This is a genomic window from Ramlibacter sp., from assembly GCF_035655895.1.
GTDB lineage: Bacteria > Pseudomonadota > Gammaproteobacteria > Burkholderiales > Burkholderiaceae_C > Ramlibacter.
Genome location: NZ_DASRTN010000009.1, coordinates 82,309 through 103,015 on the forward strand (window position 1 = coordinate 82,309; position 20,707 = coordinate 103,015).

The 20,707-nt window shown below is 70.0% G+C and carries 21 protein-coding genes; 8 read left to right on the plus strand and 13 right to left on the minus strand.

Annotated features, from left to right (window positions below; genetic code table 11):
- Window positions 1-20: 20 nt before the first annotated feature.
- Window positions 21-248 (minus strand): hypothetical protein, encoded by a 228-nt coding sequence (locus VFE82_RS12090; RefSeq protein ID WP_325000566.1) that lies wholly within the window; start codon window positions 246-248, stop codon window positions 21-23.
- A 560-nt stretch (window positions 249-808) separates the two neighbouring features.
- Between VFE82_RS12090 and VFE82_RS12095 the strand changes: the two genes are divergently transcribed.
- From VFE82_RS12095 to VFE82_RS12110, 4 genes are all read left to right on the plus strand, one after another.
- Window positions 809-1,192, plus strand: a complete 384-nt coding sequence (locus VFE82_RS12095) for a DUF305 domain-containing protein (RefSeq protein WP_325000567.1) — start codon at window positions 809-811, stop codon at window positions 1,190-1,192.
- Between the two features lie 103 nt (window positions 1,193-1,295).
- Entirely contained in the window at window positions 1,296-1,922 is a 627-nt protein-coding gene (locus tag VFE82_RS12100) for a cation transporter (protein ID WP_325000568.1), read from the plus strand.
- A 116-nt stretch (window positions 1,923-2,038) separates the two neighbouring features.
- Window positions 2,039-2,368: a hypothetical protein gene (locus VFE82_RS12105; RefSeq protein ID WP_325000569.1), complete on the plus strand. Its 330-nt coding sequence runs from the start codon at window positions 2,039-2,041 to the stop codon at window positions 2,366-2,368.
- A 265-nt stretch (window positions 2,369-2,633) separates the two neighbouring features.
- A complete protein-coding gene (locus tag VFE82_RS12110) occupies window positions 2,634-4,766 on the plus strand; it encodes an ATP-binding protein (protein ID WP_325000570.1) in 2,133 nt (710 codons plus the stop codon).
- Between the two features lie 7 nt (window positions 4,767-4,773).
- On the opposite strand, the gene VFE82_RS12115 is transcribed toward VFE82_RS12110, so the two are convergent.
- Window positions 4,774-5,373: a TetR/AcrR family transcriptional regulator gene (locus VFE82_RS12115; RefSeq protein ID WP_325000571.1), complete on the minus strand. Its 600-nt coding sequence runs from the start codon at window positions 5,371-5,373 to the stop codon at window positions 4,774-4,776.
- A gap of 98 nt (window positions 5,374-5,471) precedes the next feature.
- Between VFE82_RS12115 and VFE82_RS12120 the strand changes: the two genes are divergently transcribed.
- Window positions 5,472-6,635, plus strand: coding sequence for an FAD-dependent oxidoreductase (locus VFE82_RS12120; RefSeq protein WP_325000572.1), 1,164 nt, complete (start codon window positions 5,472-5,474; stop codon window positions 6,633-6,635).
- Between the two features lie 59 nt (window positions 6,636-6,694).
- The gene (locus VFE82_RS12125; protein ID WP_325000573.1) at window positions 6,695-6,922 is read left to right on the plus strand and encodes a hypothetical protein; all 228 of its coding nucleotides are present in this window, start codon (window positions 6,695-6,697) and stop codon (window positions 6,920-6,922) included.
- Window positions 6,923-7,011: 89 nt separating this feature from the next.
- On the opposite strand, the gene VFE82_RS12130 is transcribed toward VFE82_RS12125, so the two are convergent.
- From VFE82_RS12130 to VFE82_RS12140, 3 genes are all read right to left on the minus strand, one after another.
- Complete coding sequence (locus tag VFE82_RS12130; RefSeq protein ID WP_325000574.1) at window positions 7,012-8,148, minus strand: ABC transporter substrate-binding protein; 1,137 nt, start codon at window positions 8,146-8,148, stop codon at window positions 7,012-7,014.
- 353 nt (window positions 8,149-8,501) lie between these two features.
- A complete protein-coding gene (locus tag VFE82_RS12135; protein ID WP_325000575.1) occupies window positions 8,502-8,699 on the minus strand; it encodes a hypothetical protein in 198 nt (65 codons plus the stop codon).
- 2 nt (window positions 8,700-8,701) lie between these two features.
- Window positions 8,702-8,890, minus strand: a complete 189-nt coding sequence (locus VFE82_RS12140; protein WP_325000576.1) for a DUF3606 domain-containing protein — start codon at window positions 8,888-8,890, stop codon at window positions 8,702-8,704.
- Window positions 8,891-9,107: 217 nt separating this feature from the next.
- Between VFE82_RS12140 and VFE82_RS12145 the strand changes: the two genes are divergently transcribed.
- Window positions 9,108-11,711, plus strand: a complete 2,604-nt coding sequence (locus VFE82_RS12145) for an ATP-binding protein (RefSeq protein WP_325000577.1) — start codon at window positions 9,108-9,110, stop codon at window positions 11,709-11,711.
- A 93-nt stretch (window positions 11,712-11,804) separates the two neighbouring features.
- On the opposite strand, the gene VFE82_RS12150 is transcribed toward VFE82_RS12145, so the two are convergent.
- The 3 genes from VFE82_RS12150 to VFE82_RS12160 form a co-directional block, all read right to left on the minus strand.
- Entirely contained in the window at window positions 11,805-12,119 is a 315-nt protein-coding gene (locus VFE82_RS12150) for a cytochrome c (protein WP_325000578.1), read from the minus strand.
- Between the two features lie 63 nt (window positions 12,120-12,182).
- Window positions 12,183-13,460: a PQQ-dependent sugar dehydrogenase gene (locus VFE82_RS12155; RefSeq protein WP_325000579.1), complete on the minus strand. Its 1,278-nt coding sequence runs from the start codon at window positions 13,458-13,460 to the stop codon at window positions 12,183-12,185.
- 132 nt (window positions 13,461-13,592) lie between these two features.
- Complete coding sequence (locus VFE82_RS12160) at window positions 13,593-14,285, minus strand: glutathione S-transferase N-terminal domain-containing protein (protein ID WP_325000580.1); 693 nt, start codon at window positions 14,283-14,285, stop codon at window positions 13,593-13,595.
- A 65-nt stretch (window positions 14,286-14,350) separates the two neighbouring features.
- On the opposite strand from VFE82_RS12160, the gene VFE82_RS12165 reads away from it, so the two are divergent.
- Window positions 14,351-15,064: a hypothetical protein gene (locus VFE82_RS12165; RefSeq protein WP_325000581.1), complete on the plus strand. Its 714-nt coding sequence runs from the start codon at window positions 14,351-14,353 to the stop codon at window positions 15,062-15,064.
- 43 nt (window positions 15,065-15,107) lie between these two features.
- Here the strand turns inward: VFE82_RS12165 and VFE82_RS12170 are convergent, their stop codons facing one another.
- From VFE82_RS12170 to VFE82_RS12190, 5 genes are all read right to left on the minus strand, one after another.
- Window positions 15,108-16,382 carry an acyl-CoA dehydrogenase family protein gene (locus VFE82_RS12170; protein WP_325000582.1) on the minus strand — a complete coding sequence of 425 codons (1,275 nt, stop codon included), beginning with the start codon at window positions 16,380-16,382 and terminating at the stop codon, window positions 15,108-15,110.
- Between the two features lie 37 nt (window positions 16,383-16,419).
- Complete coding sequence (locus VFE82_RS12175; protein ID WP_325000583.1) at window positions 16,420-17,523, minus strand: phosphotransferase; 1,104 nt, start codon at window positions 17,521-17,523, stop codon at window positions 16,420-16,422.
- Window positions 17,523-18,242 carry a Crp/Fnr family transcriptional regulator gene (locus tag VFE82_RS12180; RefSeq protein ID WP_325000584.1) on the minus strand — a complete coding sequence of 240 codons (720 nt, stop codon included), beginning with the start codon at window positions 18,240-18,242 and terminating at the stop codon, window positions 17,523-17,525. Before VFE82_RS12180 ends, VFE82_RS12175 begins: the two co-directional genes overlap by 1 nt.
- A 105-nt stretch (window positions 18,243-18,347) precedes the next feature.
- On the minus strand, window positions 18,348-19,127 hold the full coding sequence (locus VFE82_RS12185) for an oxepin-CoA hydrolase, alternative type (RefSeq protein ID WP_325000585.1): 780 nt from the start codon (window positions 19,125-19,127) through the stop codon (window positions 18,348-18,350).
- A 5-nt stretch (window positions 19,128-19,132) separates the two neighbouring features.
- The gene (locus VFE82_RS12190; protein ID WP_325000586.1) at window positions 19,133-20,653 is read right to left on the minus strand and encodes a 3-hydroxyacyl-CoA dehydrogenase; all 1,521 of its coding nucleotides are present in this window, start codon (window positions 20,651-20,653) and stop codon (window positions 19,133-19,135) included.
- Window positions 20,654-20,707 lie beyond the last annotated feature (54 nt).

Here is a 20,707-nt window from a genome sequence, read left to right on the forward strand (position 1 = left end):
GATGGCAAGAGCCGGACACCTCAGTCCTCGAAGGCGCCGCCGCAGATTAGGTAGAGGAGGGCGGTGACCGGAACCTCGATCCACAGGAACACCGCACCGCCGGCGAGGTAGCCGAGCGGCGTCGTCACCCAGCTCCAGCCGAGCAGGTGCTGGTCGGATCCTTCCACCCAGGCAGGCAGGGAAAAGACCAGGTAGAAGACGCCAAGGGCGATGACGGCCGAAGCGGAGAGACCGGCGAGTCGACACACCCGCCAGAGGAATCGACACGTCGGGCGCAGAGCGCTGGAGGACCTCACCGGACGGAACGACGCGGGCGTCCGCCCGCTTCTGCATGGCGACGCTGCAACGGCGCCAGTGCAGCGTATCGCTCCCGGCGACCCGCGCCGCATGGCCGCTCACCGGACATGGCGCGCCGCCGGGGGCGGCAGGAGCCCTGCTTCAGTGCAGCTGCCACGGAGCACGCTCGGGCGTCGACGACGATCTCTCGACGCTCGTCCCGCACGTGACCTCCGCCACGCGTGGTGGCCTCGCAACGGCGATCGGCTCGATCGGGAAGCGCCTGCCGGCGTCGCGCCCTCGCCGCCAGTCACGCGCAGAAAGGACGGGCGAGGGCAGGGAAGTCACATCAACATTCTGGCCGCCCACATCGGCCGGTGCGGGGCCCCCGCGCCGGCCCCCCTGTCAATGTTGACAGGTCCCATGGCGCGCCTGCAAGCGCGCGGCGAAGGGCCAGGCCTGTTGACTTTCCCCCGGTGGGAAGGTGCACAGTGCCTGGTACACAGTCGGACGAACGATCCAGGAGATCACCTTGAAATCCCTCAGCGCACGCTGGACGGCCATCGCCGTCGCCATCACCCTGACGGGCTCCGCCCTTGCACAAGGCCACGACGCCGGCCACGGCGCCCATGGCGAGCAGCCCAGCCACCATGGCGCCATGGACATGCACGCCATGATGAAGAAGAACGACGAGGCGATGGCCGCCATGCCGTCCACGGGAGACGTGGACGTCGACTTCGCCATGATGATGAAGGTCCACCACCAGGGTGCCATCGACATGGCGCAGCACCAGCTGCGCCATGGGAAGGACGCGACGATGAAGGCGATGGCGCGCGAGATCATTGCCGCGCAGAAGAAGGAAATCGCCGCCTTCGACGCCTTCCTGGCCGGGCGCGGGCACGGCACGAAGAAGTGATGTGACAGGGCCCCTGCACGGCGGCGGCCGCACAAGCGCCACTGCCGTGCTTGACCCCGCCCCCGCGACGGGGTTTCCAATCGCCATTCCCAAGGAGAAACCGATGTCCGCCCATTGCTGCGCCCCTGCCCAACCTGCCGCCGATCCACGCTTGCGCACGGCCCTGTGGATCGCCCTGGCAGTCAACGGGGGGATGTTCGTCGCCGAGCTGGCCGCGGCCGTCAGCTCCGGGTCTGTGTCGCTGATGGCCGACTCCATCGACTTCCTCGGCGACGCGGCGAACTACGCGCTGTCGCTCGCCGTCCTGGGCATGGCCCTGTCGGTCCGTGCCAAGGCCGCCTTGGTCAAGGCCGCCTGCATGGTGGCGTTCGGCGCTGTCGTGCTCGGCCGCGCGGCGTGGACGGCTGCGACCGGCGGGACGCCCGAGCCGATCACGATGGGGCTGGTGGGCTTGCTGGCGCTGGCCGCGAACATCGGCGTCGCCCTTCTGCTCTACCGGCACCGCGGCGGGGACGCGAACCAGCGCTCGGCCTGGATCTGCTCGCGCAACGACGCGATCGGGAACGTCGCGGTGATGCTGGCAGCGCTGGGCGTGTTCGGCACCCGGTCCGCGTGGCCGGACCTGGCCGTGGCCGGCCTCATGGCCGTGTTGGCGATCTGGGGCGGGGCCTCGGTGCTGCGGCAGGCCAGGGGCGAGCTGCGCGACGGGCGTGCAGGGGTGGCCTCCTGAATCGACGGCACCCGGCCGGGGAAGCACCTTGCGGTCGCGTCCTGGCTCGGGGCGTTCCCCGTCACTGGCCTGCGGCGTCCGCCGGGTCCAGCAGGAGACCCGTGCGAGGAACAGCCGTGTCGAAACTGTCCGGCGTGAAAGAGCGACAAGTCAGCAGCACGGCTTCGCCGGCAGTCCGATATCGTCTGCACATGGAATCGAACCTGGACCACCTGCCGGAAGAGATCCGCGCCGTCGTTGCAGGAGTTCTCGAGGGCCCGCCGCGCTTCGGCCCGGGATGGACCGTCTGCATGGTGCGCGACGGCGTCGTCGTGACCCAGCTCACCGTGCCCAATCAGGAGCAGCTCTCGAAGCTGGTGGTCGCGCTGGCTCCGTTCGGCTATGAGATGTCTGCAGAGCCTGCCGGCGCGTGCGATGTCGTCCTGGACAGTGCCAAGATGGTCTGAGCGCACGTCCAAGCGCTGCTCCGGAACCTGAACCTTCAGGTGCACGTGCATCTGCACCTGCGCGGAGACTGGCGATCCGCAACGGCCGCGGGCGATCGCGCTGGCCGGACAGGCGCCGCACGCCCGTCCCGGCCAGCTCATCAAGACGTCTCGGTGGAAGCGGCCGTGCACACCGGCGCCGCGCCGGTCGCCGCCAGCCAGCGGTGGGCGACCTTGGCTATGATCCCGGTCGAGCCGTGAACCGCGCGAGAAGGAGCGCACCCCCATGCCCTCCAACGCCGAGCATCGACTCTTCCGCTGGCTGCGCAGCCGCAAACCCGGGCTCCCCACTGCCAGTCTCTCCACCCTCCGGCTGTTCCTGCTCGCCTGTGTGGTCATGACCGTGGGGGCGTTCGTTGCATTTGCGGTGTGGCGCTACCTCGATCTGGACGAGGATGCGCACACCGGCCTGCAGCGCAACGCCAGCGTCGCCCAGGAACATGCGCAGCGGGTGTTCGACACCAACGAGAGCCTGCTGCAGCTGGTGCTGCGGTTGACCGACGGCGCCAGCCCCGAACAGGTCGAAGGCAACGCCGACGCCCTGCACGCCGAACTGCAGGCCCTCACCAAGAGCCGCCCGCAGATCCAGTCCATCTGGGTGTTCGGTCCCGATGGCCGCGCCCTGGTCGGCAGCCGGGCGGCGCGCGGGCCGGCTGGCTTCAACGTGTCCGGGCGGCCGTACTTCCAGTGGCACCAGGCGTCGCGCGGCGGGGTGTTCGCCAGCGGCGTCATGACCCAGGAAGGCGAGCGGTTCTTCAACATCAGCCGTGGCCGCTACGACCGGGCCGGCCGGTTCCTCGGCGTGGTCACGGTCGCCATCTTCTCGAGCTACTTCTCGAACTTCCACGGCGAGCTGGCGCAGACGGAGCCTGGCCTGGCGGTCGCGCTGCTGCGGGAGGACGGCGCACTCTATTCACGCTGGCCCGTCCTGCCGGCGATGCCGGACCGCGTCAGCGAGGGCACGGTGCGGCAGCTGCAGGCGAGCTCCCCGCGCGGCGCCACGGCGACCGTGCTGCCGGCGCTGGATGGCACGCAGCGGCTGGTCACCTTCCGGCCCCTGGCCGGCTACCCGGTCTGGGTCGCGGTGGCCAAGGATGTCGCGACGGTCCGGGCGGCCTGGGTCCGCGAGATGGCCCGCACGGCCGCGTTCGCGGTGCTGCCCATCCTGCTGCTGTCGTACTTCGCGTACTGCACGGTGCGCAGCACCCGCCGGTCCGCCGAGGTGACGGCCCAGCTGCAGCAGGAAGTGACCGCCCGGCGGCAGGCCGAGGAGGCGCTCCTGCAGTCGCAGAAGCTCGAGGCGCTCGGGCGGCTGACCGGCGGCGTGGCCCACGACTTCAACAACGCGCTGATGGTGATCGCAGGCAACCTGCACCTGCTGCGGCGTGGAGCAGCCGCCAAGGACGAGCGCTCGCTCAATGCGATCGGCCGCGCGCTCGAGTCCGCCACCAAGCTGACGCGGCAACTGCTCGCCTTCACGCGCCGCCAGCCGCTCAAGCCCGAGAGCATCGTCCTGCAGGACCAGCTGCCCCGGCTGGCGGACCTGCTCAAGCCGGTGCTGGGCAGCGGGATCGCCCTGGCGATCACGGTGGATCCCGGCACGCCGGCGGTGCTGGTCGACCAGGCCGAGCTGGAGCTGGCCGTGCTGAACCTGGCCGTCAACGCCCGGGATGCGATGCCCGAGGGCGGCAGCTTCACCCTGGCCGCGTCGGCCGATCCGGCGGCGTCGACGACCCGGGTGCTGGTCCGGGCCGCCGATGACGGCGAGGGGATGGACCCCGGTGTTCTGCGACGGGCGTTCGATCCCTTCTTCACCACCAAGGCCATCGGCAAGGGCACGGGCCTGGGCCTGGCCCAGGTGCATTCGCTGTGTGCGCGGGCGGGCGGGGAGGCCCGGATCGAGAGCACGCGGGGCGTGGGCACCGTCGTGACGCTGGCCTTGCCGGTCGCGCCTGCCGGAGCCGCCCAGGAGGCCGCCGCGGCGGGAGCCCCGAACTTCGACAAGCGCGTGCTGCTGGTCGAGGACAACGCCGATGTCGCGCAGGCGGTCGCCCGCATGCTGGAGGACCTGGGCTGCTCCGTCGTGCACTGCCCGGAAGGCGGCGCCGCCATCCAGTACCTCGAGAAAGAGCAGGCCCCGGCGCCCGACCTGCTGCTGACCGACCTGGTGATGCCCAACGGGATGGGGGGGGTGGAGCTGTCCGAGAAGGTGCGCGAACGCTGGCCCCGGATCAGAACGATGTACATGACGGGCTACTCCGACCAGCTGGAGCGGGTGGCGTCCTTCCAGGACCCGGTGCTGCCCAAGCCCTTCACGGCGTCGCTGCTGACCAAGTCGCTGCGCGCCGCGCTGGCCTGACGCACCGTCAGACAGGCTGGGTGAGGTACCGCTGGAGGACCGGCGCCAGCAGCGGCACCAGGTCGTCCGGCGACGCGGTCGCCATGGCGGGGATCTTGAGGATGTAGCGGCACAGCGCCACGCCCAGCATCTGGCTGGCGATCAGGCCGGCGCGCCGGGAGGCGTCCGGTCCGGGGCAGCTGCGGCGCACGGCCGGCATCAACTGCTGCGCGAAGACCTGCCGCATTGTCTCGGCCGCGGCGGCGTCGGCGACGGCCGAGCGCAGCAGGATCGTCATGGCGGGTGCCGACGGACCGTGTTCCCACACCTCGAAGAAGTGGCGCACCAGCGTCTCGCCTTCGCTGCCCGGCGCCCCTGCGTCGAGGTCCGGAAGATGGAGCTCGAAGTGGGTGGCGGCGACGAAAAGTGCCTCCTTGCTGCCGAAGTAGCGCACCACCAGGGCGGGGTCCGCGCCGGCGGCGGCCGCGATGTCGCGCACCGTGGTGCCGGCGGGGCCGCGTTCGGCGAACAGGCGGCGGGCCGCGTCGAGGATGGCCGCGCGCGTGCGCTGCGACTTGCGCAGCGGCTCGGGAGGCTCGGGTGCCCGTGACGTCTCTTTTTTCAACATGCGTTGACTTTTCTGCGATGCCGGTCAAAATCAACAGACGTTGACATTCTAGGGCCGGCCGGTCCGGCCTTCCGCTGGCACCGGGGAGGAACACAGCCATGTCCGACACGAAACCATCCACGCCCGATGCCGATGTGCTCGTCGTGGGCGCGGGTCCCACCGGCCTGGCGCTCGCGGCGGCGCTGGCGGTGCGCGGCATCCGCACGGCGATCGTCGATCGGCAGGCCGAGGGAGCGAACACGACGCGTGCGGCCGTCGTCCATGCCCGGACGCTCGAAGTGCTCGAGCCGCTGGGCGTGACGGAGCGCCTCGTCGGCGCAGGCCTGCAGGCTGGGCGCTTCACCGTCCGCGACCGCGACCGGGTCCTGGTGCCGATCGACTTCACCACGCTGCCCACGCGGTATCCGTACGCGCTCATGGTGTCGCAGGAGGTGACCGAAGCGGTGCTGCTGCAGCGGACGCGCGAGGCGGGGGTGCAGGTCCGTCGGCCCCTGGCGCTGCAGTCGTTCACCCAGGACGCCGAGGGCGTCACGGCGATCCTGGATGACGGGAGCCGGCCACGGTTCCGGTTCCTCGTGGGCGCCGACGGAATGCACAGCGCCGTGCGGCAGCAGGCCGGAATCGGGTTTTCCGGCGGCACGCAGGCCCAGTCCTTCGTCCTCGCGGACGTCCGATTCGAGGCCGGTGCCGAGGTGCCACCGCGCGAAGTGGTGCTGTTCTTCTCGCCGGCGGGCATGGTCGTGGTCGCACCGCTGCCGGGCGGCATCCACCGCATCGTGGCCGCCACCGACGACGCACCCGCGTCGCCCGGTCGCGCCGATGTGCAGCAGCTGCTGGACGCGCGCGGCCCCGGGGTGGGCCGGGCCCTCGTGGCCGAGGTGCTCTGGGGATCCCGCTTCCGCGTCCACCACCGGGTGGCGGACACGTATCGCACCGGCCGCGTCGTGCTGGCCGGCGATGCGGCGCATGTCCACAGCCCGGCGGGCGGACAGGGGATGAACGTGGGCATCCAGGATGCGATCGCGCTGGCCGAGGCCCTTGCGGCGGCGCTGGCCGGCGACGACCAGGCGCTCGACCGCTATGGACGCCAGCGGCAGGTTGTCGCGCGCCAGGTGGTGTCGCTGGCCGGACGGCTCACCGGGCTGGCGGTCGCGCCACCGGCGCTGAGCGGCGCCCGCAACATGGCGCTGTCGCTGCTGGCACGCCGGCGGTCGTTCCGGAATGCGCTGGCCTGGCGCCTGTCGGGCCTGGTGTTCAGGTGATGCGTGCCGGGCGAGCCGAGGAGGGACAATGGCGGTCCGATCCAACCAGAGGACCCGCCGTGCCACGATCCAGTGCCTGGCCTGACAAGATCCTAGCGCTGCTGCGCGCCGGGAACCCGGCCGCCGCCATCGCGCAGATCAAGGTGGCGCCGAGCGCCGCCGAGCTGAAGGCGCTGGAGAAGCTGCTCATCACGCGGCAGCTGGCAGGGCGGTGGAAGGATGTGGACCAGGCGATCCGCGACAACATCCAGGCGCTGTCGGCGCCGCGGCTGCATCGTTCGCCCTGAGCGCGAAAGTGGCGCGGCGCCCCTGGGGGCGCCGCGAAGATCGGAGCTTGGTGACGGCGAGGGCAGGGGCGGGGCCCCTGCCGTGTCGGTCAGCGCATCAGCTTGCCGTTCTGGCCGATGACGGTCACTTCGACGAACTTCGATCCGACGCGGTTCTCGCGCGAGAAGCTGATCGGGAAGCCGCCGGTGTCGTAATCGTTCATCTTCTCCAGCTGCGTCATCACGCCGGCGCGCGTCGGGTTCGGGCCGGCGCGGCGGATCGCCTCGACCAGGACCTTGGCCGCGATGTACGACTCGATGCTTGCGTACGAGACGACCTTGCCGGGCTGGTACTTGGCCATCATCTGCTGGAACTCGCGCACCACCGGGATCTGCGGCGCGTAGGGGAAGGGCATCACCTGCGAAATGCCGACGCCACGGACCACGTCCTCGCCGGCGTTCTTCAGCAGCTCCTTGAAGTTCACCACCGAGATGCTGAACATCCGGGCGTTGCTGCCCTGGGCGCGCAGCTTCTTGATGAACGCGGACGAGGCGCGGTTGACCGACACCATGATGACGGCCTCGGGGGCGGCCGGTGCGATGGCGGCGACCGCGGCGTCGACTTCCTCGGGCTTGGTGCGGTCGTAGGCGCCGCTGGCCACCAGCTTCTGGCCCAGCTTGCGCATGGCGCTCTCGGCGCCGGCCAGTCCGCTCTTGCCGAACGGGTCGTCCTGGTAGAACACCGCGAACTTGCGCAGGCCCAGCGTGGACAGCTGCTCGACCATGCGAGCGGTCTCGTCCGAGTAGCTGGCGCGCACGTGGAAGATGTGCGGGTTCATCGGCTCGCGCAGGTCCAGCGCGCCGGTGTACGGTGCCAGCAGGGCGATGCCGGCGTCCTCGAGGACGCGGTTCTTGTTCAGCGCCAGGACGTTGCCGGTGCCGACGAAGCCGAACAGGGCGAGCGGCTGCTCCTTCTCGAGCAGCTCCCGGGTGAGGGCCAGGGTCTGTTCGGGCTTGTAGCTGTCGTCCTTGACGACCACGCGGATGCGGCGTCCGCCGATGCCGCCGCTGGCGTTCACGTGCGCAAAGTAGGCAGCGCCGCCGGCCACGTATTCATCACCGGTGCCGGCGATGGTGCCCGTGAGGGGGGCCACCTGGCCGATCACGATCTCGGAACCATCCTTGGCGCCGGCAGCCAACGCGGCACCTGCGAACGCCAGGGCGGCGACGGCTAGCAGTCTCTTCATGGGTTTTCCCTCGTCTTGCCGTGCATCGATGGGGTGGCACAGCTCGACAGTGAGTCTACCCAGGATCTAGGGGTTGGACCCTAGAGAACATCCCGTAGATCGCGCGGGCGGGAGGCGCACAAACAACAGCGCCGAGGACTTCTCGACGGGCGTGGGACGCGGCGCGCGAACCCTGACGGCGCCGTCAGGATTCGGGGCAGAAGAGGCCCCGCATCACGCCGGCTGAGCGGGGCCGGGCACCTCCTCGGGCGGTGTGCGCGACGGCGGCGCCGGCTGGCGCTGCTCGCGCGGACCGGGGCGGCTGGGCGAGGGCTGCTCGTGCCGGCCCGGGTCCGGCTTTTCGCTGGGCCGGTTCATTCGCCCGCCGGGGCATCGAAGGTCGCGCGGTCGATCTGGTCACGCAGCCACGTGTCGCCGCCGAGCAGCTCGAGCTTCTCCCGCTGCCTGGGCTCGAGCCTGACCGTCACCGCCACCAGGGGCGGCTTCCTGGCGGCGGGCGGTCGCTTGCGCTCGGCCGGCGGCGGCGAACCGCTCCCTCCGATCTGGAACATGGTCAGCGCGGCTTGTCGGACTGCAGGTACTCGCGCACCTTCTCGGCACGGTCGCCCACTGCCTGGACGGCTTCCTTGAGGCGCTCGGGCGTCACGCCCAGGCTCCTGCTCCAGTCGCGCAGTTCGTAGTCCTCGTGCACGTTGATGCGCTGGCGGTCCTGGCCTTGCGATTTCGTCTTGTCGTCGGACATGGGGTCTCCAGTGGATGCGATGGCGCCACGGTAGCGGGACAGGCACCTACCGGCTGTAGGTCGTGCCCAGAGAGCGCGATAGGAGAAGGACCCTTCCGGCGGTCCCCGCCCCTCGGCAGGGGCCGACCATGCATGGGGAATGAAGTCCACGCGGCAGCCGGGTCGATCGCTTCGACCTGTCCATTGCTGAGCCTGTCAGCCGATACACTGGACACAGATGGGTACGGGCAGTCTTCAGCAGGACATCGAGGCGGTGGCGTCGATCGATGCCGTTCCGCTCATCCTCGAAGTGCTCACGCGCACGACCGGGATGGGCTTCGCCGCCGTCGCCCGCGTGACCGACCAGCAGTGGATCTGCTGTGCGGTCCGCGACGAGATCGCCTTCGGTCTCGGTGTGGGCGGCGAGCTCCAGTTGCAGACCACCATCTGCAACGAGATCCGCCAGAGCGGTGAAGCCGTGGTGATCGACGACGTCGCCGCCGATCCGCATTTCCGCACCCACCACACGCCGGCGATGTATGGCTTTCGCAGCTACATCTCGGTGCCGATCTACCGGCGGGACGGCGAGTTCTTCGGGACGCTCTGCGCCATCGATCCCGCGCCCGCGCGCCTGACAGGCCAGCCCTCCGTGGCGATGTTCCGCGCGTTCGCCGACCTGATCGGCCAGCAGCTGGACGCGCAGGACAAGGCGGCCGAACTGCACCGCGTGCGCGAGGAGTCCGAGCAGCGCAAGCGCCTGTACGAGACGATCCTGTCGAACACGCCCGACCTGGCGTACGTGTTCGACCTGGAGCACCGGTTCGTCTACGCGAACCAGGTCCTGCTCCAGATGTGGGGCCGCACCTGGGACGAGGCGATCGGGCGCACCTGCCGGGAGCTCGGCTATCCGGAGTGGCACGCGGCGATGCACGACCGCGAGATCGAGGAGGTCAAGGCCACCGGCCGCAGCGTCCGGGGCCAGGTGCCCTTCGAGGGGGCCTTCGGCCCGCGCGTGTACGACTACATCCTCGTGCCCGTGCTGGACGCGCAGGGGCGGGTGGAAGCCGTGGCCGGCACGACGCGCGACGTCACCGATTTCAAGCAGGACGAGCAGCGCCTGGCCGGCGATCTCGGCCGCGAACAGCGGCGCGCCGACCTGATGGCGCGGGTGGCCACGGTGTCGCAGCAGCTGAACCGCACCTTGTCGGTCGACGCCCTGGCGCGCCTGCTGACCGACGAGGCGCGCGAGTTGATCGGCGCGCACCAGTCCGTCACCTCGCTCACCGTGGGCGGAGACTGGTCGCAGGCCATCAACGCCGTGTCGCTCTCGCCCAAGTACGACCGTTGGCGCGACTACGTGGGCGCCCCCGATGGCACGGGCATCTACGCGGAGGTGTGCCGCACCAACACCGCGGCCCGCATGACGCAGGCGGAGCTCGAGGCCCACCCGGCCTGGCGTGGCTTCGGCCCGCACGCCGCGGAGCACCCGCCGATGAACGGCTGGCTGGCCGTTCCGCTGGTCGGGCACAGCGGCACCAACCTCGGGCTGGTGCAGCTGTCGGACAAGGTGGACGGGGAATTCACTGCCTCCGACGAAGCCGTGCTCAAGCAGCTGGCCGCGGTGGCTGCGGTCAGCATCGAGAACGCGCAGCTGTACGAACGGCTGCGCGAGCAGGACCGCCGCAAGGATGAATTCCTGGCGGTGCTGGCCCACGAGCTGCGCAATCCGCTGGCCCCGATCCGCACCGGCATCGGCCTGCTGCAGCGCACGCCCTCGCCGGACACGTCGGCCCGCACCTTGCAGATGATGGAGCGCCAGCTCGGGCACATGGTGCGTCTGATCGACGACCTGATGGACATCTCCCGGATCAGCACGGGCAAGATCCAGCTGCAGAAGCACCGCTTCGACCTGCGCTCGGCGGTCAATGCGGCGGTGGAGAGCTGCCGTCCCGCCCTGGAGATCGCGCGCCATGAACTCCAGCTCGTCCTTCCGGACGAGGAACTGCCGGTCGAGGGCGACGCGACCCGGCTGGCGCAGGTGGTGGGCAACTTGCTGAGCAATGCCATCAAGTACACGCCGGCCGGTGGACGCATCGAGGTGCAGCTGTGCAGGCGCGATGGCCAGGCCGAACTGCGCGTGCAGGACAACGGTGCCGGGATGGAGGCCGCCATCCTGCCTTCGGTCTTCGAGATGTTCGTGCAGGAGGACCGCAGCCGTGCCAACGCCCAGGGTGGTCTCGGCATCGGGCTGGCGCTGGTGCGCCAGCTGCTCGAGATGCACGGCGGGCGCATCGCCGCCACCAGCCCGGGGCTGGGCCATGGAAGCACCTTCACGCTGACGCTCCCGCTCGCGGCAGGGCATCCGGCCGCTGTCCAGGCGGCAACCGCGGACCCGGCGCCCGGCCTGCCGGAGCAGGGCCTGCGCATCCTGGTCGTGGACGACAACGTGGACGCGGCCGACACCCTGGCAATCCTGCTGGAAGCGCAGGGCCACGAGGCGCGGGTGGCTGTCAGCGGCGAGCAGGCGCTGGAGGTCACCCACGCGTTCACGCCGGATTGCGTGCTGCTGGACATCGGCCTGCCCGGGATGAACGGCTACGACGTGGCCCGCCGCCTGCGCACCAGCCCTGACCCGCGGTTGGCCGCGTGCAAGCTGGTGGCGCTGACGGGCTGGGGCAGCCACGACGATCGCGACCGCGCAGCGCAGGCCGGCTTCGACGTCCACCTCACCAAGCCGGTCGACGTGCAGCGGCTCGACACCTTGCTGACGGACCTGGCCAGAACCGGCGGGTCGGCGACGTCCGGCAGGGGCGGCGCATCGGGCAGCGCGGCAGGGCACTGACGCGCACGGCTCCGAGCACGGGCGGCCGCCCCTCGTGGGCGGCGCTGTCGGTGGGGTCCTGTCGTCGAGAGGCCCCAGCGCAGGCCGCACGGCTCAGGGCGTCTCGACCTGGATCCGAAGTGACGAGTACCACGCTGCGAGGTTCTCGATGTCCTCGTCGGTCAGTGGCTTGGCGACCACCGCCATCACCTCGTGCGGCCGCTTGCCGCTGCGGTAGTTGCGCAGCTGGCCGGTCAGGTACTGGGCCGGCTGGCCGGCCAGGTTGGGGGCATCCGGCGTGACCGACACGCCGTTGGCGCCGTGGCAGGTGGCGCACATGGCGGCCTTGCTCCTGCCGGCAGCGGCGTCGGCCGCGTGTCCGGTGCCCGCCACCGCGAGGGCGATGCAGAAGGAAAGGATGTGGCGCATGGTTCGACTGCAGCGACCTGGCGGCCGCGCCGGCGCGGATGGTGCGCTGGCGCGGCCCTGTGGTCAGTTGGGTGCGTAGGTGACGCGGTAGATCGCGCCGGCGAAGTCGTCGGAGATCAGGAGCGAGCCGTCTTTCATTGGCGCGACATCCACCGGCCGGCCCTTGTAGACGCCGGTGCCGTCGAGCCATCCCTCGGCGAACACCTCCGGCTGGCCTGCCGTGCCGTCGGCCTTGATCGGCACGAAGTTCACCAGCGCGCCGGTGGGCTTGGTGCGGTTCCAGGAGCCATGCGCGGCCACGAACGCGCCGCCCTGGTACCTGGGCGGGAACATGCCGCCGGTGTAGAACGCCATGCCCAGCTGCGCCTGGTGGGCGGGAAACTCCGCCTGCGGGAACACGGCGTTGGCCGGCTCCTTCATGTTCTTCAGCTCCGGCGCGGCCGCCGAGCCCGCGACCTTGAACTTGCCGTTCCAGTACGGGTAGCCGAAATGCAGGCCGGCCTTGGTCGCGCGATTGAGCTCGCCGGGCGGGACCTCGTCCCCGAGGCCGTCGGTCTGGTTGTCGGTGAACCAGATGGTCTTGTCCTTCGGATTGATGTCCATGCCCACGGAGTTGCGCACCCCGAGCGCGAACACCTCGCGCTTGCTGCCGTCCATCGCATTCATCCGCACGATCCCGCCGATGCCCTGGCTGGCATAGCTGGCGAACTTCTCCTCCGGAGGCACGTTGTGCGGCTGGCCCAGCGTGATGTAGAGGGTGCCGTCATCGGCCACGCGGCAGGTGCGGGCGCCGTGGTTGTACGACTCGTCTTCCGGCGAGATCAGCTTGCCTTGCGGCACCAGTTCGATCACCGCCACGTCGGGGCCTTCGTAGAAGAACTCGGCCGCCGGGAAGTTGAGCACGCGATTGTGCTCGGCGACCACGAGGAAGCCGTCGCGCGTCCAGCAGACGCCGTTGGGCACCTTGAACTGCAGCGAGGGCGCGAACGGCTTGACTTCGTCGGCCACGCCGTCGCCGTTGCGGTCGGTCACGGCCCACACGGTGGTCTTGCGCGTGCCGACGAACAGCATGTTGGTGCTGGGCGCGACCGCCATGTGCCGGGCGTCGGGCACCACCGCGTACAGGTCGATCTTGAAGCCGGGCGGCAGCTTCACGTTCTTCAGGTTCGCCCGGATCGCGTCGGCATTGCGGCCGGTCTGCGGGACCGGCGGGATGTTGAGGTCCACGTTCGAGACCTTCATCTGCTTCAGGTTGGACAGGTTGTCCCTGCCGGCCTGTGCGGCCACGCCCGTGGCCAGGCCGGCCAGCAGCAGCGCTGCCAGCAGTCGGTTCGTCTTCATCGCCGTCTCCTCACCATCTGGCGGCTCCCGACCATCGGAAGCCTGAACCATCCTAGGCGCGCCAGACGGGCTGCTGCCAAGGGCAAACCCGCGGGCCGCGGGCCTTGCACGCGCCCGGGCCTGACGCGATCGTCAACGCCGCTGGTACTGGGTCTTGCCGAAGAGCATCTCGCGCGACTTGTCATCGTGGATGGGCTTGCGCAGGTCCGCCAGGACCTGCACGCCGCGCTGTACCGCCGGGCGGGCCTCGATCGTGCGGAACCAGCGCTCCAGGTGCGGGTGCTCCGACAGTTCCATGCCCTGGTTCTTCCAGTTGCGCAGCCAGGGCCAGGTGGCGATGTCCGCGATGGAGTACTCCGCGCCTCCGAGCCAGGCACTGGTGGCCAGGCGCCGGTCGATCACGCCGTACAGGCGCCGGGCTTCATTGGTGTAGCGGTCGATGGCGTAGGGCAGCTTCTCCGGCGCGTACTGCCGGAAGTGGTGGTTCTGTCCGAGCATCGGGCCCACACCGCCCATCTGGAACATCAGCCACTGCAGCACTTCATAGCGCTCGCGCAAGCCGGGGGGCAGGAAGCGGCCCGTCTTGCCAGCCAGGTACAGCAGGATCGCGCCGGATTCGAACAGCGAGATGGGCTGGCCATCGGGACCGTCCGGGTCGGTGATCGCGGGGATCTTGTTGTTGGGGCTGATCGCCAGGAACTCGGGCCGGAACTGGTCGCCCGCGCCGATGTCGATGGGAACGGCCCTGTACGGCAGACCCAGCTCTTCCAGCAGGATGTGGACCTTGTGGCCGTTCGGGGTCGGCCAGCTGAACACTTCGATCATTGTCGCGCTCCGTTTCCGCTTGTTGCAATTGATAATCCGACCACTGTAGGCCAACCGGAGATTCGATGTTCGACCGGCTTCGCAAGGCGTTCACGCGCAACGCCCATTCCCGGCCTTCCCTGCACGACGCCGAAGGCGCGGCCTCCGAAGCGCCCGCCCTCGGCCCCGTGTCGGTCTGGGCGGCGAGCCAGGGCCTGAGCTTCGGCAGCCGTGCGCCCGGGGTCGTGTTCTCCCTCAAGGGCACGGTGGGCGGGCGACCGTGGCGGCTGGAGGTCGGCCGACCGAGCCGCCCGTTCATCGAAGGCGACGAGCTGCGCGCGCGTGCGGAGCTGGGCGTCGACCCGGAGGTGTCGGTCGTGGTGATGAACCGCGTGCTGAAGGACGCGCTCGAGAACGAGGCGTACTCGGTGTGCACCGATTCGCTGCAGACGGCGGTGGGCGGCGGCATGACCGAGGAGATGCGGTGGCTGGCCATGTACGAGGACGTGGCCTGGGAGAGCGCGCCGCGTTCGCTGTGGGCACACTGGGCGGTGCTCGCCTCCAAGCCGCAGCATGCGCCGGCGTGGCTGCACGACGACCTCGTGCAGAGGATGCTCGGCTGGCCTGCGCCAGGCCTCGCTCCGGCGGTTCCGTTCGTGCTGGCCCTGCGCGGCGGCAAGGTCTACCTGCGCATGCAGCAGGGGCCGGGCGGCCTGGCGGGGCTGCGCCACGCCACCGGCATCTTCACGGCGGCCGCCGAGAGCGCGCTGGAGTGCTTCGCGGCCGCCGGCAGCCGCTAGCGTCCGGCGCCGCGCTCACCGTGTGCGGCTCATCCGGCGCGTGTCATGCGCCGCGGGTCACCGCCGCCTGGGCATCGCGCCCGTAGCTGCCGTACTTGCCCAGTTCCCACTTGGCGATCGCGTTGCGGTGCACTTCGTCCGGGCCGTCCGCGAAGCGCAGCGTGCGGGCGCCCGCGTACGCCGAAGCGAGCGGGAAGTCGTCGCTGACGCCACCGCCGCCGTGCGCCTGCATCGCCCAGTCGATCACCTGGCAGGCCATGCTGGGCGCCACCACCTTGATCATCGCGATCTCGGTGCGTGCCACCTTGTTGCCCGCCATGTCCATCAGCCAGGCGGCCTTGAGCGTGAGCAGGCGCGCCATGTCGATCTTGCAGCGGGCTTCGGCGATGCGTTCCTGCGTGACGGTCTGCTGGGCCACGGTCTTGCCGAAGGCGACCCGGTCGAGGGAACGCCGGCACATCAGTTCGAGCGCCCGCTCGGCCAGTCCAATGAGGCGCATGCAGTGGTGAATGCGGCCCGGCCCGAGACGGCCCTGCGCGATCTCGAAGCCGCGTCCCTCGCCCAGCAGGATGTTGGAGGCGGGCACGCGCACGTTCTCGAAATACATCTCGACGTGGCCGTGCGGCGCGTCGTCGTAGCCGAAGACGTTCAGCGGACGCACGATGCGGATGCCCTTGGCGTCGGCCGGCACCAGGACCATGCTCTGCTGCGAGTGGCGGGGAGCCTCCGGGTCGGTCTTGCCCATCGTGATGAACACGGCGCAGCGCGGATCGCCGGCGCCGGAGATCCACCACTTGTGCCCGTTGATGACGTATTCGTCGCCCTGGCGCTCGATGCGGGTCGAGATGTTGGTGGCGTCGGAGGAGGCGACCTCGGGCTCGGTCATGGCGAAGGCCGAGCGGATCTGGCCTTCCAGCAGCGGCTTGAGCCAGCGTGCCCGGTTCTCCTCGGAGCCGTAGCGGGCGATGGTCTCCATGTTGCCGGTGTCGGGCGCCGAGCAGTTGAAGACCTCGCTGGACCAGGGCACGCGTCCCATGATCTCGGCCAGTGGCGCGTATTCCTGGTTGGTCAGGCCGGCGCCCTCGTAGCCCGAGGCCGCCGCGCTGTCGACCGGCAGGAACAGGTTCCACAGCCCGGCCGCGCGGGCCTTCGGCTTGAGTTCCTCGATGAGCTTGAGGGGCGTCCAGCGCTTGCCGGCCGCAGTGTTGGCCTCGAGCTCCTGCTTGTAGGCCTTCTCGTTCGGGTAGATGTGGTCGTCCATGAACTTCAGGAGCCGGGCCTGCAGTTCGCGTGTCTTGGGGGAGTACTCGAAGTCCATGGATGCCTTTCGGTGAAACGGTGGGGCGTGCCCGGGATCAGGCGCGTTCGGCGAATTGCCAGGCCAGCTCGGCCATCGGTCGTGCGCTCGCGCCCGACGCGGCCGCCTGCGCGCTGGAGGCGGTGCCGGCCTCCACCCGCTTGGCGATGCCCTGCAGGATGGCGGCGATGCGGAACATGTTGTAGGCCATGTAGAAGTTCCAGTCGGCCTTGAGGTCGGCTACCGTGGCGAGTCCGGTGCGGTCGCAGTAGCGGCGGATGTAGTCGTCCTCGGCCGGGATGCCCAGGCCTGCGTGGTCGAGACCGCCGATGCCGCGGAACGAGCCGTGCGGGATGTGCCAGGCCATGCAGTGGTAGCTGAAGTCGGCCAGCGGGTGGCCCAGCGTCGACAGTTCCCAGTCGAGGACCGCGATCACGCGCGGCTCGGTCGGATGGAACATCAGGTTGTCGAGCCGGAAGTCGCCATGGACGATCGAGACCCGGGCTTCGTCGCGGGCCGCGGCGGGAATGTTCGCCGGCAGCCACTCGACCAGCTTTTCCATGGCCGGGATCGGCTGGCTCATGGGGCCTGCGCCATCCGCCGAAGCCTTGTACTGCTTGCTCCAGCGGCCGATCTGCCGCTCGAAGTAGTTGCCCGGCTTGCCGTACGCGCCCAGGCCGCGGGCGGCGACGTCGACGGTGTGCAAGGCGGAGATCACGCGGTTCATCTCGTCGTAGATCTCGCCGCGCTGGGCGGGGGTCATGCCGGGCAGGGCCTGGTCCCACAGCACCCGGCCCTGCATGAACTCCATGACGTAGAAGGCACGGCCGATGATGGACTCGTCCTCGCACAGGCAGTGCATGCGCGGCACCGGCACGTCGGTGCCGGCCAGGCCGCTCATCACCGCGAACTCGCGCTCGACCGCGTGTGCCGAGGGCAGCAGCTTGGCCACCGGCCCGGGCTTGGCGCGCATGACGTAGCTGGCGCCGGGGGTGGTGAGCTTGTAGGTCGGGTTGGACTGCCCGCCCTTGAACATCTCGACGGTGAGCGGCCCGCGGAAGCCGGGCAGGTTCGCTTCGAGCCAGGCGGTGAGCGCCGCGACGTCGAACGCATGCTTGTCCGAGACCGGACGGGTGCCGACGAAGTGGTCGAAATCGGCCATCAGCTCTCAGCCTCCACGATGCGCAGAAGCGCGTCCCGGTTGCGCACCACCAGCCCGCCGGGCTCGATGCGGATCACTTCCTCGCGTTCCATCGCCTTGAGTTCCTGGTTGACGCGCTGGCGCGATGCGCCCAGCAGCTGTGCAAGTTCTTCCTGCGCGAGGTGCAGGCCGATGCGCATCTCGCGGCCGTCGGCCAGCGAAGGAACGCCGTAGCTGCGCACCAGGTGCGTCAGCTGCTTGGCCAGCCGCGAGCGCAGCGGAAGCGTGTTGAGATCCTCCACCAGTCCGAACAGCTGGCGGATGCGGCGTGCATGCAGCCGCAGCATCGCCTCGTACAGCTCGACGTGGCTGGCCAGGATCTTGCGGAAATCCGCCTTGGCCACGCACAGGATGGTGGTGTCGCCATGCGCATAGGCGTCGTGCGTGCGCCGGTCGCCGTCGAAGATGGCGACGTCGCCGAACCAGATGCCCGGCTCGACGTAGGTCAGCGTGATCTGCTTGCCGGACACCGAGGTCGAGCTCACCCGCACGGCGCCCTTGGCGCACGCGATCCAGTCCTCGGGCGGGTCGCCGCGCGCGGCGATCAGGTCGCCGTCCCGGTAGCGTCTGACGAAAGCGCATCGAAGAATGTCGTGCCGCAGCGATGGTGAGAGCGAGGAGAACCAGCGACCACCGTTGATGGCCTCGCGTTCCTCGATGGTAAGAATGGGCTCGTCCATGAGCTGTCCTGTCAGTGACTGGTGCGCGCGCGGATTGTCGCGCGCGGGACGGGGCGCGCCGCTCAGGGTTGTCACCCGCGCGGCAGGGCATGGCGCGCGGCGCGCTCAGCTGTACCGCGGCTTGTCCTTGGCGAGGAAGGCGGCGATGCCGATGCCGGCGTTGGGATGGTGCAGGTTGCGCACGAAGTGGTCGCGCTCTGCCCCGAGTTGTTCGTGCAGGCTGGCAGCCCCGGCCTCGTTGAGCAGGTCCTTGATGCTGGCCAGCACGTTGGGCGCCTTGTCGTTCAGCTGAGCGGCCAGTGCGAGCGCCTCGGCCAGGGCCGTGCCTTCCGGGACCACGCGGTTGACGACGCCAAGCGCATGCAGCCGGTCGGGGCCGATGCGCTCGCCGCCAAGCAGAAGTTCGGCGGCCAACTGCCGGGGCAAAGCCCGGCCGAGCGACCAGGTCGCGCCGCCGTCGGGCGACAGCGCCACGTTGCTGTACGCCATCACGAACACCGATGTGGACGCCGCCACGATCAGGTCACAGGCCAGTGCGAGCGAGAAGCCGGCGCCGGCCGCCGGGCCTTCGACGGCCGCGATGACGGGCTTGGGGAAACTGCGGATCGTCTCGATCCAGTCGTGCAGGCCCTCGATGCTGCGGGCCTGCACCTCCGGTGCCTGCTCGCGATTGGCCTGCAGCCGCTGGAGGTTCCCGCCGGCGCAGAACAATCGTCCCTCGCCGGTGATGACGACGCTGCGGACCTCCGCGGCCCGCTCCGCGACGTTCAGCGCCTCGACTCCGGCCGCATACATCTCCGGGCCGAGCGCGTTGCGCATCTCGGGGTTGCTGATGGTCAGCACCATGGTGCCGGCCTGCGTGACGCTTTTCAGTTCGGCGGGCATGGCGGTCAGGATTCCTCTTGCAGCAGCGACAGCCCGATCGCCCCCCGGCGGCGCAGCCACGGGCTGGGACGGTAGCGCGGGTCGCCGTAGACGGTCTGCATGTTGAACAGCACTTCGAGCACGTTGGCCGGGCCCCAGCGGTTGCCCATGGCCAGCGGCCCCATGGGATATCCGAGGCCGAGCGTCACCGCGGTCTCCAGGTCCTGCGGGCTGCAGATGCGCTGCTGGCAGATGTCGGAGGCGATGTTCACGATGGTGGCCACCACGCGCTGCGTGACGAAACCGGCGGAGTCGCGGACCACGCTGACCGCCTTGCCGTCGCGCGCGAAGAGCGCGTGCGCGGCATCCCGCATGTCGGCCCGGGTGGCCGGATTGGTGGCCAGCACGCGCCGCTTGGTGGCGGCGTCGTCGATCAGCATGTCGATGCCGACGGTGCGGGCAGGGTCGAGGCGCTCGACGACCGCGACCGTCGTGACGTCGAAGCCGAGCGGCGCGACCAGCGTGAGCGCGCTGGAGGAGGGCGACTGGCCCGTCTCGATGCGGGCGCCCAGGTCCTTGAGCAGCTGGTAGAGCTCCTGGCGGCGGGCCGCCCGGGTCGACACCCAGACCGGCGGAATCTCCTCGACCACCGGCGCAGCAGCCTCGCCCGGCACCTGTGCCTTGCCATCGGCGTAGCGGTAGAAGCCTTCGCCCGACTTGCGGCCGACCATGCCGCCGGCCAGCCGCTGCGCCGTGATGACGCTCGGCCGGTAACGCGGCTCGTCGTAGTACTGCCGGTAGATCGACTCCATCACCGGGTGCGAGACGTCCAGCGCCGTGAGGTCCATCAGCTCGAAGGGTCCGAGCTTGAAGCCGGCCTGATCGCGCAGGATGCGGTCGATGGTGGCGAAATCGGCCACGCCTTCACCGACGATGCGCAGCGCTTCGGTGCCGTAGCCGCGGCCCGCGTGGTTGACGATGAAGCCGGGCGTGTCCTGCGCCTGGACAGGCGTGTGGCCCATCTGGCGCGCGTACGCCGCCAGGCCTTCGCACACCGCGGGATCGGTCTTGAGGCCGGCGACCACCTCGACCACCTTCATGAGCGGCACCGGGTTGAAGAAGTGGTAGCCCGCGAAGCGCCCAGGATGCTTCAGCGTGGCCGCAATCGCCGTGACCGACAGCGAGGAGGTGTTGGTGGCCAGGACGGCAGTCGGCGCGACGACGGCCTCGAGCTGGCCGAACACGTCCTGCTTGACGTCCAGGCGCTCGATCACCGCCTCGACCACCAGATCGCAGTCGGCGAGCTCGCCCAGCGCACTGGCGCCGGACAGGCGCTCCTTGCACGCGGCGACTGCGGCGGCATCCATGCGGCCTTTGTCCTGAAGCCGATCCCATTGGCCGCCGATGTCCTGCAACGCGCGCTGGATCGCCTGCGGTTGCGTGTCGAACAGCCGCACACGGCTGCCTGCCTGGGCGGCGATCTGGGCGATGCCGCGTCCCATGGCCCCGGCGCCCACGACGCCGACGGTGGTGTAGCGAGTTTGCATTTGGGGATTATCCGGCACCCTTTTCGGGGCTTCGCGTCAGCTCGCCTGTGGGAG